Source organism: Nocardioides sp. SYSU D00038, from assembly GCF_016924665.1.
Taxonomy (GTDB): Bacteria; Actinomycetota; Actinomycetes; order Propionibacteriales; family Nocardioidaceae; genus Nocardioides.
Genome location: NZ_JAFFJT010000013.1, coordinates 1 through 15453 on the forward strand (window position 1 = coordinate 1; position 15453 = coordinate 15453).

Genomic DNA, 15453 nt, shown 5'->3' on the forward strand with positions numbered 1-15453 from the left:
CCCCCCCCTCCCCCCCCCCCCGCGCCCCCCCGCCCCCCCCCCCACCCCCCCCGCCCCCCCCCCCCCCCCCCCCCCCCCCCCCCGGGGACGGGGAGGGGTCAGAGGCGGGAGGCGGCGGGGCGGTCGAGGAACCAGAGGGTCTCCTGGGAGCCGGAGACGCCCGCGGCGGGGATGTCGTGGAGGTCGGTGGCGGGGTCGAGGGCGCGGGCGACGGCCTCGGCCTTGCCCTCGCCGCTGACCAGGAACCACACGGCGCGGGCCCGGTTGAGGGCCGGCAGGGTCAGCGAGATCCGCTCCGGCGGCGGCTTGGGGGAGTCGGTGACGCCGACGGCGATCCGGTCCTCGACGTCGAGGGTGGGTTGGCCGGGGAAGAGCGACGCGACGTGGCCGTCGGGGCCGACCCCGAGCATCACGACGTCGAACTCGCCGGCGCCGAGCTCGCGCAGCCGTTCGGCGTACGACGCCGCACCCACGTCGGCCGATCGGGCGTCGTCGGTGGAGGGCATCTCGTGGGCCTGGGCGCCCACCGCGTCGAGGAACGCGGCGCGGGCCTGGCCGGCGTTGCGGTCGGGGGAGTCGGGGGCGACGAACCGCTCGTCGCCCCACCACACCACCACGCGAGACCAGTCGACGGCCGAGCCCGGCGCGAGCCGGGCGACCTCGCGGTGGATCAGGTCGGCGATCGTGCCGCCGGTCAGCACCACCTGGGCGGTGCCGCCGTCGGCCTGGGCGTCGACGAGCCGGGCCAGCAGCGCGCCGGCGACGGCAGTGGCCAGCTCGTCGGCGTCGTCGTGGACCTCGATCCGGGGCTCGGGGGTGGCTAGGCTGGTCATCGGCGCCTCCTCGGCTTGGCGAGCCGCCGGGCGGTGGCGGCGTAGACGTCGTCCTCGTCGAGGCGACGCAGCTCCTCGGCGAGCAGCTCTGAGACCTCCCGGCGCCGCAGCGCGATCGGACGGTCCGGGTGGCTCGGGGAGGAGTACGTCGCCAGCACGCCGTCGGGCCGTGCGATCCGGATCGGGCCGTCCTTGGTCTCGAGCACCACCTCGGTGACGCCCGGCCCCTCGGTGGTCGTCCGGGTGACGTCGACCCGCAGCCGGTCCTCGAGCCAGGCGGCGAGCAGGTCGGCGCTCGGGTTGTGCCGCTCGGCGGCGACGGTGGCGCCCGACACCTTGACCGGGTGCTGGTCGAGAGCCGAGGCGAGCAGCGCGCGCCACGGGGTGAGCCGGGTCCAGGCCAGGTCGGTGTTGCCGCGCGTGTACGCCGCGCACTGCGACCGCAGTGCGGTCGACTTCTTCCTGCTCACGTTGGCCGAGTCGGTGATCCGGCGCTGGGCCAGAGCCCCGAGCGGGTCGCGGGCCGGGTCCGCCGGCGCGTCGGTGGGCCACCAGACGGCGACGGGGGAGTCGGGCAGCAGCAGCGGCAGCACCACCGACTCGGGGTGCTTGGTGACCTCGCCCCGGAGCCGGATGAGCGCGGTCTCGCCGGTCCACCCCGACCCGGTGCCGACCTGGGCGTTGACGACCGGGGCACCCCGGCCGTCGCCGAGGATCACACCCAGCACCCGGGCGGGGTGCTCGGCGGAGGCCTGCCGCGCGGCGGTCATCGCGGACTCGGCGTCGTCCTCGTCGACGACGATCACCAACGTCATCACCATGCCCATGGCCGGGCTGCCGGCGCGGGTGCGCGACCGGACGAACTCGGCCGCGATCGCCGAGGAGGTGGTGTCGAGCAGCTCGACCATGGTCATGGCCGCCTCCAGGTGCGTCCGTCACGGGCCAGCATCGCGTCGGCCGACGCCGGGCCCCAGGTGCCCGAGGCGTAGGGCTCCGGCTTGCCCTTGCGCTCCCAGTGCTCCAGCACGGGGTCGAGGATCTGCCACGACAGCTCGACCTCCTCGTGCCGCGGGAACAGGGGCGGGTCGCCGAGCAGCACGTCGAGGATCAGCCGCTCGTAGGCCTCGGGCGAGGACTCGGTGAACGACCCGCCGTAGGCGAAGTCCATGTTGACGTCGCGGATCTCCATCGCGGTGCCGGGCACCTTGGAGCCGAACCGCAGCGTCATCCCCTCGTCGGGCTGCACCCGGATCACCAGCACGTTGTGGGTGAGCTCCTCGACCGCCGTCTCGCTGAACGGCTGGTGCGGCGCCCGCTTGAACACCACGGCGACCTCGGTGACGCGCCGGCCCAGCCGCTTGCCGGTGCGCAGGTAGAACGGCACCCCGGCCCAGCGGCGGTTCTCCACGTGCAGGGTCACCGCGGCGTACGTCTCGGTGGTCGACGTCCGGCGGATGCCCTCCTCCTCGAGGAAGCCGCGGACCTTCTCGCCGCCGGACCAGCCGGCGAGGTACTGGCCGCGCGCGGTGGTCAGGTCGAGGCGACGGGGCAGCGTCACGCTCGCGAGCAGCTTCTGCTTCTCCAGCCGCAGCGCCTCGGGCTCGAACGACGTGGGCTCCTCCATCGCGACCAGCGCCATCAGCTGGAGCAGGTGGTTCTGGATCACGTCGCGGGCCGCGCCGATGCCGTCGTAGTAGCCGGCCCGCCCGCCGATGCCGACGTCCTCGGCCATCGTGATCTGCACGTGGTCGACGTAGTTGGAGTTCCAGAGCGGCTCGAACATGTTGTTGGCGAACCGGGTCGCCAGGATGTTCTGCACCGTCTCCTTGCCGAGGTAGTGGTCGATCCGGAAGATCGTCTCGGGCGGGAACACCCCGTCGAGCTCGGCGTTGAGCTCGCGGGCCGACGCGAGGTCGTGGCCGAACGGCTTCTCGATCACCACCCGCCGCCACGAGTCACCGTCGGTGTCGGTGAGGCCGTGCTCCTTGAGCTGCTTGGCCACGGTGCCGAAGAACCCCGGCGGGATCGCGAGGTAGAACGCGTGGTTGCCGTCGGTGCCCCGCACCTCGTCGAGCTCGTGGATGGTGCGCCGCAGCTGGTCGAACGCCGCGTCGTCGTCGAAGTCGCCCGGCACGAACCGGAACCCCTCGGCCAGCTGCTTCCAGACCTCCTCGCGGAACTCGGTGCGGGCGTGCTCCTTCACGGAGTCGTGCACGATCTGGGCGAAGTCCTGGTCGGCCCAGTCGCGGCGTGCGAACCCGACCAGGCTGAACCCGGGCGGCAGCAGCCCGCGGTTGGCCAGGTCGTAGATCGCCGGCATCACCTTCTTGCGCGACAGGTCGCCGGTGACGCCGAAGAGCACCAGGCCGCAGGGCCCGGCGATCCGCGGCAGTCGGCGGTCCTGCGGGTCGCGCAGCGGGTTCGCCCGCCGGGGCGACGGAGGAGGAGGGGTCATCGGCGCCGGTGCTCCTGGTAGTAGGCGATCAGGGCGCGGGTCGAGCCGTCCTGCTCGGCCAGGGCGTCCGCGTCGCCGGAGAGCGCCGGGCCGACCTCCTTGGCCAGCTGCTTGCCGAGCTCGACGCCCCACTGGTCGAAGCTGTCGATGCCCCACACCACGCCCTGCACGAAGGTGATGTGCTCGTAGAGCGCGACCAGCTGGCCCAGCACCGACGGCGTCAGCGCGGGAGCCATGATCGAGGCGGTGGGGCGGTTGCCGGTGAACACCCGGGCGGGCACGACGGCCTCGTCGGTGCCCTCGGCGCGCACCTCCTCGGCGGTCCTGCCGAACGCCAGCGCCCGGGTCTGCGCCAGGAAGTTGGCCAGGAACAGCTCGTGGACGTCGGTGCGGTGCCCGTCGTGGTCGTCGGTGAGGGGGTACGCCGGGTTGGCGAACGCGATGAAGTCGGCCGGCACCAGCCGGGTGCCCTGGTGGATCAGCTGGTAGAACGCGTGCTGCCCGTTGGTGCCCGGCTCGCCCCAGAACACCTCACCCGTCTCGGTGGTGGCCGGCGACCCGTCCCAGCGCACGCCCTTGCCGTTGGACTCCATCGTCAGCTGCTGGAGGTACGCCGGGAACCGGTGCAGCAGCTGGGAGTAGGGCAGCACCGCGTGGGTCTCGGCGCCGAGGAAGTTGGTGTACCAGACGTTGAGCAGCCCCATCAGCAGCGGCACGTTGCGCGCCGGCTCGGCGGTGCGGAAGTGCTCGTCCATCGCGTGGAAGCCGGCCAGCAGCTCCGCGAACCGCTCCGGCCCGACCGCGATCGCCAGCGAGGTGCCGATCGCGGAGTCGAGCGAGTAGCGGCCGCCGACCCAGTCCCAGAACCCGAAGGCGTTCGCCGGGTCGATGCCGAACTCCGCGACCTTGTCGAGCGCCGTCGAGACGGCCACGAAGTGCTTGGCCACGGCGTCGACCGCGGCGTCGCTGCCCGCCTCGTGGCCGAGGCCGTCGAGGAGCCACTGCCGGCACAGCCGCGCGTTGGTCAGCGTCTCGAGCGTCCCGAAGGTCTTGCTCGAGACGATGAACAGCGTGGCCGCGGGGTCGAGCCCGGCGAGGGTGGTGGCCGCGTCCGTCGGGTCGATGTTGCTGAGGAACCGGCACTCCAGCCCGTCCTGGCGGTACGGCGCCAGGGCCTCGTAGGCCATCACCGGGCCCAGGTCGGACCCGCCGATGCCGATGTTGACCACGGAGCGGATCCGCTCGCCGGTGGCACCGGTCCAGGTGCCGTCGCGCACCTGGTCGGCGAAGGCGTAGACCCGCTGGAGCACCTCGTGGACGTCGGCGACCACGTCGTGGCCGTCGACCTCGAGGGCGGCACCGGCCGGCCGGCGCAGTGCTGTGTGGAGCACCGCGCGGTCCTCGGTGACGTTGATCCGCTCGCCGCGCAGCATCGCGTCGCGACGCTCCGCCACCCCCACCTCGTCGGCGAGGGCGAGCAGGGCCGCCAGCACCTCGTCGTCGACCAGCGACTTGGAGAGGTCGACGAGGAGGTCGGCGGCCGGAAACGTGAGGCGCCCGGGCCGCTCGGGGTCGTCGGCGAACCACGCCCGCAGGTCCGGCGCGAAGCCGTCCTCGAGCGCGGTCAGCCGCTCCCAGGCCGGCGTCGCTGTGGGGTCGACCGGCGCTGCGGTCACGCCTTCGCCTTCTCCATCTGGCCCTGCACGGTCTCGACGAGCTCGGTCCAGGACTTCTTGAACTTGTCGACGCCCTCGGTCTCGAGGGCCACCAGCACGTCGGGGAAGTCGACGCCCACCTCACCGAGGCGCTCCAGCAGCGCGCGGCCCTCGCCGGCCTTGCCGGTCACCAGGTCGCCGAGCACCTCGCCGTGGTCGGCGAACGCCTCGAGGGTCTTCTCGGGCATGGTGTTGACGGTCTCGGGGACCACCAGGTCGCGGACGTACATGGTGTCGTCGTAGTCGGGGTTCTTGACGCCGGTCGAGGCCCACAGCGGCCGCTGCCGGTTGGCGCCGGCGGCCTCGAGGTCGCGCCAGCGCTCGGAGCCGAAGACCTCCTCGAAGGCGCCGTAGGCGACCAGCGCGTTGGCGACCGCGGCCTTGCCGCGCAGGGCCAGGGCGACCTCGGAGCCGACGGCCTCCAGGCGGCTGTCGACCTCGCTGTCGACGCGGGAGACGAAGAACGACGCCACCGAGTTGATGCCGGAGAGGTCGCGGCCGGCCTCGCGGGCCTGCTCGAGGCCGGTGAGGTAGGCGTCCATGACCTCGCGGTAGCGCTCCTCGCCGAAGATCAGCGTGACGTTGACGCTGATGCCCTCGGCGGTGGCGGCGGTGATCGCGGGCAGACCCTCCTTGGTGGCGGGGATCTTGATCAACACGTTGGGCCGGTCGACGGCGGCCCACAGGGCCCGGGCCGAGGCCAGCGTGCCCTCGGTGTCGTTGGCGAGGTCGGGCTCGACCTCGATCGAGACCCGGCCGTCGTACGGCGTCGCGTCGGCCACGGGGCGCAGCACGTCGCAGGCGTTGCGGACGTCCTCGGTGGTGAGCTCGAAGATGACCCGGTCGACCGGTTCGCCCTTGTCGACCAGCTGGGCGACCTGCTCGTCGTAGCGCTCGCCGTTGGCGATGGCGGAGGCGAAGATCGTCGGGTTGGTGGTCACGCCGACCACCGACTTCTCCGCGACCAGGTCGGCCAGGTTGCCGGTCTCGATGCGCTCGCGCGACAGGTCGTCGAGCCAGATCGACACGCCTGCGTCGGACAGTGCCTTCAGACGGTCACTCATGGTGGTTCCTCTCCCGTGGTCAGGGGTTGTGGGGGATGTACCCGGTGGGCTGGATCTCAGCCGGACACCGAGGCGATGCTGTCGCGGGCGGCGGAGGCCACGGCCGCGGCCGTGACGCCGAGCTCCTCGTAGATGCGGGCGTACGCCGCCGAGGCGCCGTAGCGGTCGATCGAGACGATCCGGCCGTGGTCGCCGACGTACTCGCGCCAGCCCTGCTTGACGCCGGCCTCGACCGAGACCCGCGCCTTGACGATCGGCGGGATCACCGTGTCGCGGTAGGCGGCGTCCTGCTGCTCGAACCACTCCAGGCAGGGGAGCGAGACGACGCGGGCGGAGATGCCGTCGGCCGCCAGCAGCTTCCTGGCCTCGACGGCCAGCTGGACCTCCGACCCGGTGCCCATGAGGACGACGTCGGGAGTGCTGCTGTCGGCGTCGACCAGGACGTAGCCGCCGCGGTGGACGTGGCTGGTGTCGGCGAAGCCGTCGGTGCCGCGCGGGAAGACCGGCACGTTCTGCCGGGTCAGCGCCAGCGCGGCCGGGCGGTCGCTGTGGGACAGGATCGTCTGCCAGCACGCCGCCGTCTCGTTGGCGTCGGCCGGACGGACGACGTCGAGCCCGGGCATCGCGCGCAGCGCCGCGAGGTGCTCGATCGGCTGGTGGGTCGGGCCGTCCTCGCCCAGGCCGATGGAGTCGTGGGTCCACACGTAGGTGACGGGCAGCTGGCTGAGTGCCGCCACCCGGACCGCACCCCGCATGTAGTCGGAGAAGGTCAGGAAGGTGCCGCCGTAGACGCGGGTGAGCGCGTCGGCCGCGATGCCGTTCATGATCGCGCCCATGCCGTGCTCGCGGATGCCGAAGTGGAGCACCCGGCCCTGGTAGGGGTCGGCCTTCCACTCCTCGGTCTCGCGGCTCGTGGGGATGAACGACGGCGCGGACTCGATCGTGGTGTTGTTGGAGCCGGCCAGGTCGGCCGAGCCGCCCCAGAGCTCGGGCATGACCGGCGCGATCGCGTTGAGCACCTCGCCGGACGCCTTGCGGGTGGCCACCCCCTTCTCGCTCGCCTCGAAGGTGGGCAGCGCCTCGGCGAGGCCCTCCGGGAGCTCGCGGGCCCGCAGCCGGCGCAGCAGCGCCGCCCGGTCCGGGTGGGCCGACTCCCACGCGGCGTAGCGTTCGTCCCACTCCTTGGCCACCGCGGCGCCGCGCTCGCGCAGAGCGCGGGTGTGCTCGATCACGTCCTGCGGGACCTCGAAGGTCTTGTCGGGGTCCCAGCCCAGCACCTTCTTGGTAGCCGCGACCTCCTCGGCGCCGAGCGCGCTGCCGTGGGCGGCCTCGGTGCCCTGGGCGTTGGGCGCCGGCCAGGCGATGATCGTGTCGAGGACGATCAGCGACGGCTGGTCGGTGACCTCGCGGGCCGCCCCGATCGCGGCGTGCAGCTCCGCGACGTCCTCGACGTACTCGGTGCCGCCGTTGGTCCAGTCGACGACCTGCACGTGCCAGCCGTAGGCCTCGTAGCGCTTGGCGACGTCCTCGGTGAAGGCGACGTCGGTGTTGCCCTCGATCGAGATCCGGTTGCGGTCGTAGATCATCGTGATGTTGCCGAGCTCCTGGGTGCCGGCGATGGAGCTGGCCTCGCCGCTCACGCCCTCCTCGAGGTCACCGTCGGAGCAGATGACGTAGACGTGGTGGTCGAAGAGCCCCTCGCCCTCCGCAGCGTCCGGGTCGAGCAGGCCGTGCAGGCGGCGGCCCGACATGGCCATGCCGACGGCGTTGGCGACGCCCTGGCCGAGCGGGCCGGTGGTCACCTCGACGCCAGGGGTGTGGTGGAGCTCGGGGTGGCCGGGGGTCTTGGAGCCCCAGGTGCGCAGGGCCTGCAGGTCCTCGAGCTCGAGCCCGAAGCCACCCAGGAAGAGCTGCGTGTAGAGGGTGATGCTGGAGTGGCCGCAGGAGAGCACGAAGCGGTCGCGGGCGATCCACTCGGGATCGGCCGGGTCGTGACGCATCACCTTCTGGAAGAGCAGGTACGCCGCGGGCGCCAGGCTCATCGCGGTGCCGGGATGACCGTTGCCCACCTTCTGCACCGCGTCCATCGCGAGCACGCGCGCGGTGTCCACCGCCTTCTGGTCGAGTTCGGTCCAGTCGAGCGCAGGAGCAGTGGTCACGGGGTTCCTTCCGGGCGTGACGTGGGAGTTCACGGGCAGTGCCGAGCCTACTCATCCCGGGCAGTAGACTCACGCTTGCTCCACTCCCCGAACCCCGCTGAGGATTCCGTGACCTACGTCGGCCAGTCGCGTCCGGGCCTCACCAGCCCCGATGCGGCCCCGGCGACGGTCCGCGACGTGGTCTCGGCGTACGTCGGGCTCACCAAGCCGCGGGTCATCGAGCTGCTGCTCCTCACCACCGTGCCGGTGATGTTCTTCGCCGAGCGCGGGGTGCCCGGCCTCGGCCTGGTGCTGGCCACGGTGGTGGGCGGCGCGCTCTCGGCCGGCTCGGCCTCGGTCTTCAACTGCGTCTACGACCGGGACATCGACGAGCAGATGCGCCGCACCCGGCGGCGGGCGCTGCCGCGCCACATCGTGTCGCCGCGGGCCGCGCTGGTCTTCGGCTTCGTGCTCGGCGTCGCCTCCACCGCGATCCTCCTGCTCTGGGTGAACCCCCTCTCGGCCGCGCTGTCGGTGACGGCCAACGCGTTCTACGTCTTCGGCTACACCATGCTGCTCAAGCGGCGCACCACCCAGAACATCGTCTGGGGCGGGCTCGCCGGCTGCTTCCCGGCCCTCATCGGCTGGACCGCCGTCACCGGCGAGCTGTCGTGGGTGCCGGTCGTGCTGTTCGCCGTGGTGTTCTTCTGGACGCCGCCCCACACCTGGGCGCTGGCGCTGCGCTACCGCGAGGACTACGCCAACGTCGACGTTCCGATGCTCCCCGTGGTGGTGCCGGCTCGCGAGGTGGGCCGCCGGGTCGTGCTCTACAGCTGGGTGATGGTCGCGGTCTCGCTGCTGCTGTGGCCCGTGGCCGGGACCGGCCCGTTCTACCCCGTGGCGGCCGTCGTGCTGGGGGCCGTCTTCCTCGTCGAGGCGCACCGGATGTGGGGACGGGCCGCCGGCACCGAGGACCTCGTCGCGATCCAGCCGATGCGGCTGTTCCACATGTCCAACCTCTACCTCTCGCTGCTGTTCGTCGCGGTCGCGGTCGACCCGCTGATCCAGCGTTGAGGCGCTCGTCACGTCCCGCGCCCGGGTCGCGGCGAACCGAGGTCGCGGGCGCTGCCGCTCTGGCACGATGACCGCCATGCCGCGCACGCCCCGCATCGGGATGATCTCCACCCGGTGCCAGCCCGAGATCGGCGGCATCGAGAACCACGTTGCCGAGGTGGCCGGTCGGCTGGCCGCCCGCGGCTACGACCTCGAGGTGCTCACCACCGACACGTCGGGCCGGCTGCCGCGCCGCGAGCGCGTCGACGGCTACCTGGTGCGCCGGTTCCGCGCCTGGCCCCGGTCGCGCGACTGGTACCTCAGCCCGGGGCTGTTCCTGGCCGCGCTGCGCGCCCGCTACGACGTCGTCCACGTGCAGGGCGTCCACACGCTGGTGCCGCCGCTGGCGATGCTCGCCGCGATCCTGCGCCGGGTGCCGTTCCTGCTCACCTTCCACACCGGCGGCAGCTCCAGCGCCTTCCGCGAGCGGGCGCGCGGCACCCAGTGGCGGGTGCTGGCCCCGCTGCTGCGCCGCGCGCACACCCTGATCGGCGTCTCGGTCTACGAGGCCCGCCGCTTCGACGAGGTGCTCGGCGAGCCCGGCCGCGTCACCGTCGTCCGCAACGGCGGCTCGCTGCCCGAGGTGCCACCGGGCGTCGTGCCCGAGCCCGGCCTGGTCGTCAGCGTGGGGCGGCTGGAGCGCTACAAGGGCCACCACCGCCTGGTCGAGGCGCTGCCCCACCTTCTCGAGACCGTGCCCGAGGCGCGGGTCGAGGTGCTGGGCGCCGGGCCCTACGAGGCCGAGCTACTGGCGCTCGCCGAGCGGCTGGGCGTCGCCGACCGGGTGACCGTCCGGTTCGTGCCGCCCGTCGACCGCGCAGCGATGGGGGAGAGCATCGCCCGGGCCGGCGTGATGACCCTGCTCAGCGACTACGAGGCCCACCCGGTCGCGGTGATGGAGGCGCTCACCGCCGGCCGTCCGGTCGTGGTGAGCCGGACCTCGGGGCTCATCGAGCTGGCCGACCTGGGCTGGGCGGTGGGCGTCGAGGCGGACGCCTCGCCCCGGGACACCGCGGCGGCGATCGCCCGCCAGATGTCCGACCCGGTGCTGCCCGCCCGCGAGGATTTGCCCACTTGGGAGACGTGCGTGACCGGTGTGGCCCAGACTTACGACGCGATCATGGCCGCCACGCGGAAGGGCGCGGACGTCGCCTGACGTCCCGAGGGGTGCTCCCCCCACGGGTCCGACCACGCCGGGAGAGCCGCACCGTCCGATGGCCAGCAACTTCGACGCCCCGCGCGGCCCCGTCGCCGTCGCGGAGCCGCCACCCCGGGTCCCGGCGCTGCCCGGCGCGGTGAGCCGCTGGCCGGTCGCGACGGCGTCGCTGGTCGGGGTCGTCGGCCTCTTCGTCCAGGTCGTCGGCTACGCCCTGGGCTGGCAGCAGGTCGACCGCTGGCCGATCGTGCTCTGGTACGTCGGGTTCGTGGTGCTGGTGGCGCCGTTCGCGGCCCTGCTGCTCGCGCCGACCCGCACCGACCACCAGCGCCTCGGTGGCTCGATCGCGTTCGTGGTGCTGATGTACGCCTCGTGGCTGCTCAGCAACCCGGTGCTCTCGACCCGGTTCGACGAGAACCTCCACGTGACGACGCTGGTCACGATGCTGGGCGACGGCGGGTTCTTCGCCCCCAACAGCATGCTGCCGGTCTCGCCGCACTACCCCGGCCTCGAGCTGGCCACGGCCGGCGTGCACTGGTTGACCGGGCTGCCGCTCTTCGCCTGCCAGGTGTTCGTGGTGCTGGTGGCGCGCCTGGTCTTCGTGCTCGCGCTGTTCCTGCTCGCCAGCCGGCTGGGTCGCTCCACCCGGGTCGGCGCCGCGGCGGTGGTGCTCTACGCCGGCAGCGCGCAGTTCTACTTCTTCAACGCGCAGTTCTCCTACCAGACCGTCGCCATCGCGATGCTGATGGCGGCCCTCTACCTGCTGATCCGGGGCTTCGACTCCCCCGAGGACCGGCCCTGGAGGCCGCTGCTGGCCGCCCAGGTGTGCCTGGGGGCGCTGGCGATCACCCACCACCTCACGTCGTGGATCACGCTCGCGACCCTGTGGGGCCTGGCCCTGCTCTTCTGGGTCGGCAAGGAGCGGCGCCGGTTCCGGCTGACGCTCGTCACGGCTGAGATCGCCACGGTGGTCGCCGCGGCCTGGACCGCGCTGATCGCGCCGCTGCTGGTCAGCTACCTCGGACCGATCTTCGACTCCGCCACCACTGAGCTGCTCCAGGCACTCGACGGCAACGGCGCCCGCCAGGTGGGCGTGGCGACGGACGGATCTGCGGCGCCGACCTGGGAGGTCGCGGTGATGGCGGCCTCGATCCTGGTCTGGTGCGCGATGATCCTGCCCGCCGGCTGGCGTGCCTGGCGTGGCGGCACCATCGGCCGCACCGCGGGTCGCTACCTGCCGCTGCTGGTGGCGGTGCTCTACCCCGCTCTCCAGCTGGCCCGCTTCTCGGCGACCGCCGGCGAGATCAGCGACCGCGCGTCGACGTTCGTGACGATGGCGATGGCGGTGGTCGCCGCCGCCTGGCTGGCCCCGCGGATCCACCGGCTCGGCGTGCTGGTCGTGCCGGGCGCCCTGGTGCTTGTGCTCGGCAGCACCATCCTCGGCAGCGGCCCGGACTGGCAGCGGGTGCCGGGTCCCTACCTCGCCGGCGCCGAGCAGCGCTCGATCGACAGCCGGACCGTGGCGGTGGCCGAGTGGGCGGGGCGTTACCTGCCGACCGACTCCCACGTCGCCGCCGACACCACGATGAGCCGGTTCCTGCCCAACTTCGCCGACGTCGTGCCGGTCACCCAACCCGCCGGCCTGGCCAACGTCACGCCGCTGTTCATCTCGCGGACCCTCGGCGAGGAGCAGCTCGCGCTCATCGAGGACAACGAGATCGACTTCGTCGTCGTCGACGAGCGGATCCTCGGTCAGGCGGTGCGCTCGGGCTCCTACTTCGAGGGCAGCAACGACTACGGCCCCGACGCCATGCGTCTCGACGAGCAGCAGCTGCGCAAGTTCGACGGCCACCCCGGCATCGAGCTCGCCCTCGACGGCCCGGTGCGCGTCTACGACGTCCGCCCCCTGCGCGGCGTGCCGCAGACCTACGCCGACCGCCAGCCGCCGGGGCTGCCGGGGGAGTGGCGGCCCTGGCAGGTGGTCGTCTCCGGGGCGCTGCTGCTGCTCGGCCTCGGGCTGCGCGGGAAGCTCCTGGACCCGCGACGGTTCCGGGCGCGGGACCTGTGGCGGCTCGCGGTGGTGCTGCCGATCACCATGGTCGTGGGCGTGCTCGGCGTCGCGACCGGCTTCCCGGCCCCGCTCGGCGTGGCCGTGGCGGTGCTCGTCCTGGGGCTGGTCGTGGGCCTCACCCCGCCGGCCCGGCCCTCGCCGCGCACGGTGACCTCTGGCGCGACCGTCCTCTGGGCGGTGGTGATCGGCGCGATCGGGGCGACCGCGGTGGCGGTGGCCGTCGTGACCGCCTACCGGGGCCTGCTCGAGCCCGCCCCGCTCCCGCCGCCGCTGGTCGGCGCCGTGGGCGCCGAGGACGCGGGGGCCGGCTCGTGACCGGGGGCACCGACGCACGCGTCCGTCGCGAGTCCGGGGTGTTCTCGCCGTTCCGCTCGCTGCTGACCGCGCAGGTGGCCGGCGCCGTGCTCGGCCTGGTCTTCTGGATCCTGGTGGCTCGCCTGGTCGACGCCCACGAGGTCGGCGTCGCCGCCGCCGCCATCAGCGCGCAGACGCTGCTGGGCATGGTCACCGTGCTCGGCCTCGGCACCCTGATGATCGCCGAGCTGCCCCGCCACGACCCGCGCCGCCAGCGGCGCCTGGTGCTCCGCTCGCTGGCCGTGGTCACCGTGTCGGCGGTGGTGCTGTCGGGCATCGTGGTGGCGGTCGCGCCGCTGCTGACCAGCAACCTCCGCGAGGCGCTGGGCGACCCGGTGGGGGCGTCGACGTTCGTGCTCGGCGCCGCGGCCGCGGCCTGGTCGATCGTGGCCGACGACTCCGCCCTCGGCCTCAAGCGCTCCAGCGTGCAGGTCTGGCGCAACCTGCTGGCCTCGAGCCTGCGCTTCCCGGTGACCGCGCTGCTGCTCGGGCTGGGGCTCACCGACGCCCACGTGCTGCAGATGTGCTGGGTGCTGCCGATGGTGGCCTCGGTGCCGTTCGCGCTGTGGCGGTTGCGGATGCCGCGGGGCGCCTCGGGCGGGCCGGGCGTGCGCGCCGACGTCGCGGCGTACGTCGGGCCGGCGCTGCGCAACCACGCCCTCACGCTCTCGCTCGCCGCGGCCTCGCAGATGATGCCGGTGGTCGCCGGCCTGGCCCTGCTCTCGGTCGACAACGCCGCGTTCGCGATCGCCTGGCAGATGGCGACGTTCGTCTTCCTGCCGCCCTACCTGCTGGCCACCGCGCTCTTCGCGCACGGTGCGAACGTCTCCACCGAGGAGTTCCGCACCACGATGGAGACCACGATCCCGGCCTCGCTGCTGCTGAGCGCGCTGCTGTGCGTGGGCGCCTGGGGGCTGGGGGAGCCGGTGCTGCTGATCTTCGGCGGCCGCTACGCCACCGAGTCGTGGGTGATCCTCGCCCTCCTCGCCCCCGCCGGTCTGTGGATGGTCTTCAAGGACCACCTGGTCGCGCTGTGGCGCTCGCAGCGGCGGTTCCGGCTGGCCACCCGGCTCGCCGTCGGCGCGTTGGTCTTCGAGCTCGCCGGCGCCGTCACCGGCGCGGTGCTGGGCGGCGCCGTCGGGCTCTGCCTCGGCTGGCTGGCCGCGATGGCCCTGGAGGCGGTCGCCGCGATCCCGTGGCTGCGCCAGGCGTTCGGCGGCCTGACCTGGCGGCGCCCCACGCTGGCGTTGCTGCGCCGCGACGACGGCGGCCGCGCCACCCCCCAGGTCGTCGGGGCCGCCGCCCTCGTCGTCGTGGTGGTCGGGGTCGGCGTGGTGGTCGCCGGTCGCGCCGGCCCGCCCGCGGGTGAGGAGCGGCCGAGCACCAGCACCGTCAGCTGCCGGGTCTCGGCCGACCGCCCGGGGCCGGCGCTCGACCTCGGCGTGCAGCCGGCCACCGGCGACCCCGCCGCCCCGCTACGGCCGCAGGCCGAGGTCGAGCGACTCGTCGCCTCGGCCGCCGAGGCCGGCGCCACGGTGGTCTCGACCTCGGTGTCGTTCCGCGTCGTGCGGCCGACCGAGGGCGGCCCCGACGACTTCACCGGCCTGGACCGGTTCCTCGACGCCGCCCGCGGGGCCGGCCTCGGCGTCCGCCTCTCGCTGGTCGGCATGCCCGACTGGGCCCTCGACCGGCCGACGGGCGAGCGCTACCACCCGCCGCTCTCGGCACCGGAGCTCGCGGCCTGGGCCGACCTGGTGCGGGCCACGCTGCGGCACGCCGGGCCGGTGGACTACGTCGAGGTCTGGCCCGGTCCCGACGACCGCAAGTTCTGGACCACCGGGCCCGACCCGGCCGCCTTCGCCGCGCTGCTCCAGGTGTCGTGGGAGGTTGTCCAGGAGGTCGCCCCGGACGCCCATGTGATCGCGGGCGGCCTGATCGGCAACGACATCGGCTACCTGGAGCGGCTCTACGACGCGCTCCACGAGACCGGCTCCGACGTCTCGCCGTTCGACCTGCTGGGCGTGCAGCCGTTCTCGGGCGGGGCACCGCCGGAGGAGGTCGACGAGGCCCGCGTCTACGACGAGCCGGGCTCGGGGCTCGTCGACGAGAACTTCACCGGCTTCCGCGGGCTGCGCGAGGTGATGAAGGACAACGGCGACGCCGGCCTCGACATGTACGTCAGCCAGTTCGGCTACAGCACCACCGGCGAGGACGGGTCGGCGCCCGTGGCCGACGACCTGCGCGCCGAGTACGTCGGCCAGGCGCTCGACGCCGTCACCTGCTCGCCGTACGTCGTGGGCTTCTCCTGGTACTACCTCCACCCGACGCGCTGGGACCCGGCCTCGTGGACGCTGCTCGACGAGGAGCTGCGGCCGAACCTCACCTACGGGGCGCTGCGGCGCTGGACCACGGAGCGCGACCGGGCGCTCCATCCTGCTCGGTGATCGCCGCCGAGCCCCGGACCAGGCAACGGACGGGGCGAGGGACGGGGCCACGGACGGGGCGACGGATTCCACGGGAACCGGCCCACCGGCCCGGCCCGCTCTGCCAGACT

Annotated in this window: 10 protein-coding genes; 4 read left to right on the forward strand and 6 right to left on the reverse strand. The window is 73.5% G+C overall.

Annotated elements, in window-relative coordinates; genetic code table 11:
- Positions 1–98 precede the first annotated feature (98 nt).
- Genes pgl through tkt form a run of 6 tightly spaced genes read right to left on the reverse strand, consistent with a single transcriptional unit; the run spans position 99 to position 8226 of the window.
- Complete coding sequence (pgl, locus tag JT721_RS06775; protein ID WP_205472198.1) at positions 99–833, reverse strand: 6-phosphogluconolactonase; 735 nt, start codon at positions 831–833, stop codon at positions 99–101.
- Positions 830–1747 carry a glucose-6-phosphate dehydrogenase assembly protein OpcA gene (locus JT721_RS06780; RefSeq protein WP_240340293.1) on the reverse strand — a complete coding sequence of 306 codons (918 nt, stop codon included), beginning with the start codon at positions 1745–1747 and terminating at the stop codon, positions 830–832. The genes pgl and JT721_RS06780 overlap by 4 nt, the downstream gene beginning before the upstream one ends.
- On the reverse strand, positions 1744–3288 hold the full coding sequence (zwf, locus tag JT721_RS06785; RefSeq protein ID WP_205472199.1) for a glucose-6-phosphate dehydrogenase: 1545 nt from the start codon (positions 3286–3288) through the stop codon (positions 1744–1746). The genes JT721_RS06780 and zwf overlap by 4 nt, the downstream gene beginning before the upstream one ends.
- Entirely contained in the window at positions 3285–4964 is a 1680-nt protein-coding gene (pgi, locus tag JT721_RS06790) for a glucose-6-phosphate isomerase (RefSeq protein WP_205472200.1), read from the reverse strand. Before pgi ends, zwf begins: the two co-directional genes overlap by 4 nt.
- Positions 4961–6067 (reverse strand): transaldolase, encoded by a 1107-nt coding sequence (tal, locus tag JT721_RS06795; protein WP_205472201.1) that lies wholly within the window; start codon positions 6065–6067, stop codon positions 4961–4963. Before tal ends, pgi begins: the two co-directional genes overlap by 4 nt.
- 56 nt (positions 6068–6123) lie before the next feature.
- A complete protein-coding gene (gene tkt, locus JT721_RS06800) occupies positions 6124–8226 on the reverse strand; it encodes a transketolase (protein ID WP_205472202.1) in 2103 nt (700 codons plus the stop codon).
- A gap of 108 nt (positions 8227–8334) precedes the next feature.
- On the opposite strand from tkt, the gene JT721_RS06805 reads away from it, so the two are divergent.
- The 4 genes from JT721_RS06805 to JT721_RS06820 all read left to right on the forward strand — a co-directional run bounded on the left by JT721_RS06805 (position 8335) and on the right by JT721_RS06820 (position 15343).
- Positions 8335–9279, forward strand: coding sequence for a heme o synthase (locus tag JT721_RS06805; RefSeq protein WP_205472203.1), 945 nt, complete (start codon positions 8335–8337; stop codon positions 9277–9279).
- Positions 9280–9355: 76 nt separating this feature from the next.
- The gene (locus JT721_RS06810) at positions 9356–10474 is read left to right on the forward strand and encodes a glycosyltransferase family 4 protein (RefSeq protein ID WP_205472204.1); all 1119 of its coding nucleotides are present in this window, start codon (positions 9356–9358) and stop codon (positions 10472–10474) included.
- A 58-nt stretch (positions 10475–10532) separates the two neighbouring features.
- The gene (locus JT721_RS06815) at positions 10533–12860 is read left to right on the forward strand and encodes a hypothetical protein (protein ID WP_205472205.1); all 2328 of its coding nucleotides are present in this window, start codon (positions 10533–10535) and stop codon (positions 12858–12860) included.
- Positions 12857–15343, forward strand: coding sequence for a lipopolysaccharide biosynthesis protein (locus JT721_RS06820; protein ID WP_205472206.1), 2487 nt, complete (start codon positions 12857–12859; stop codon positions 15341–15343). Before JT721_RS06815 ends, JT721_RS06820 begins: the two co-directional genes overlap by 4 nt.
- Positions 15344–15453 lie beyond the last annotated feature (110 nt).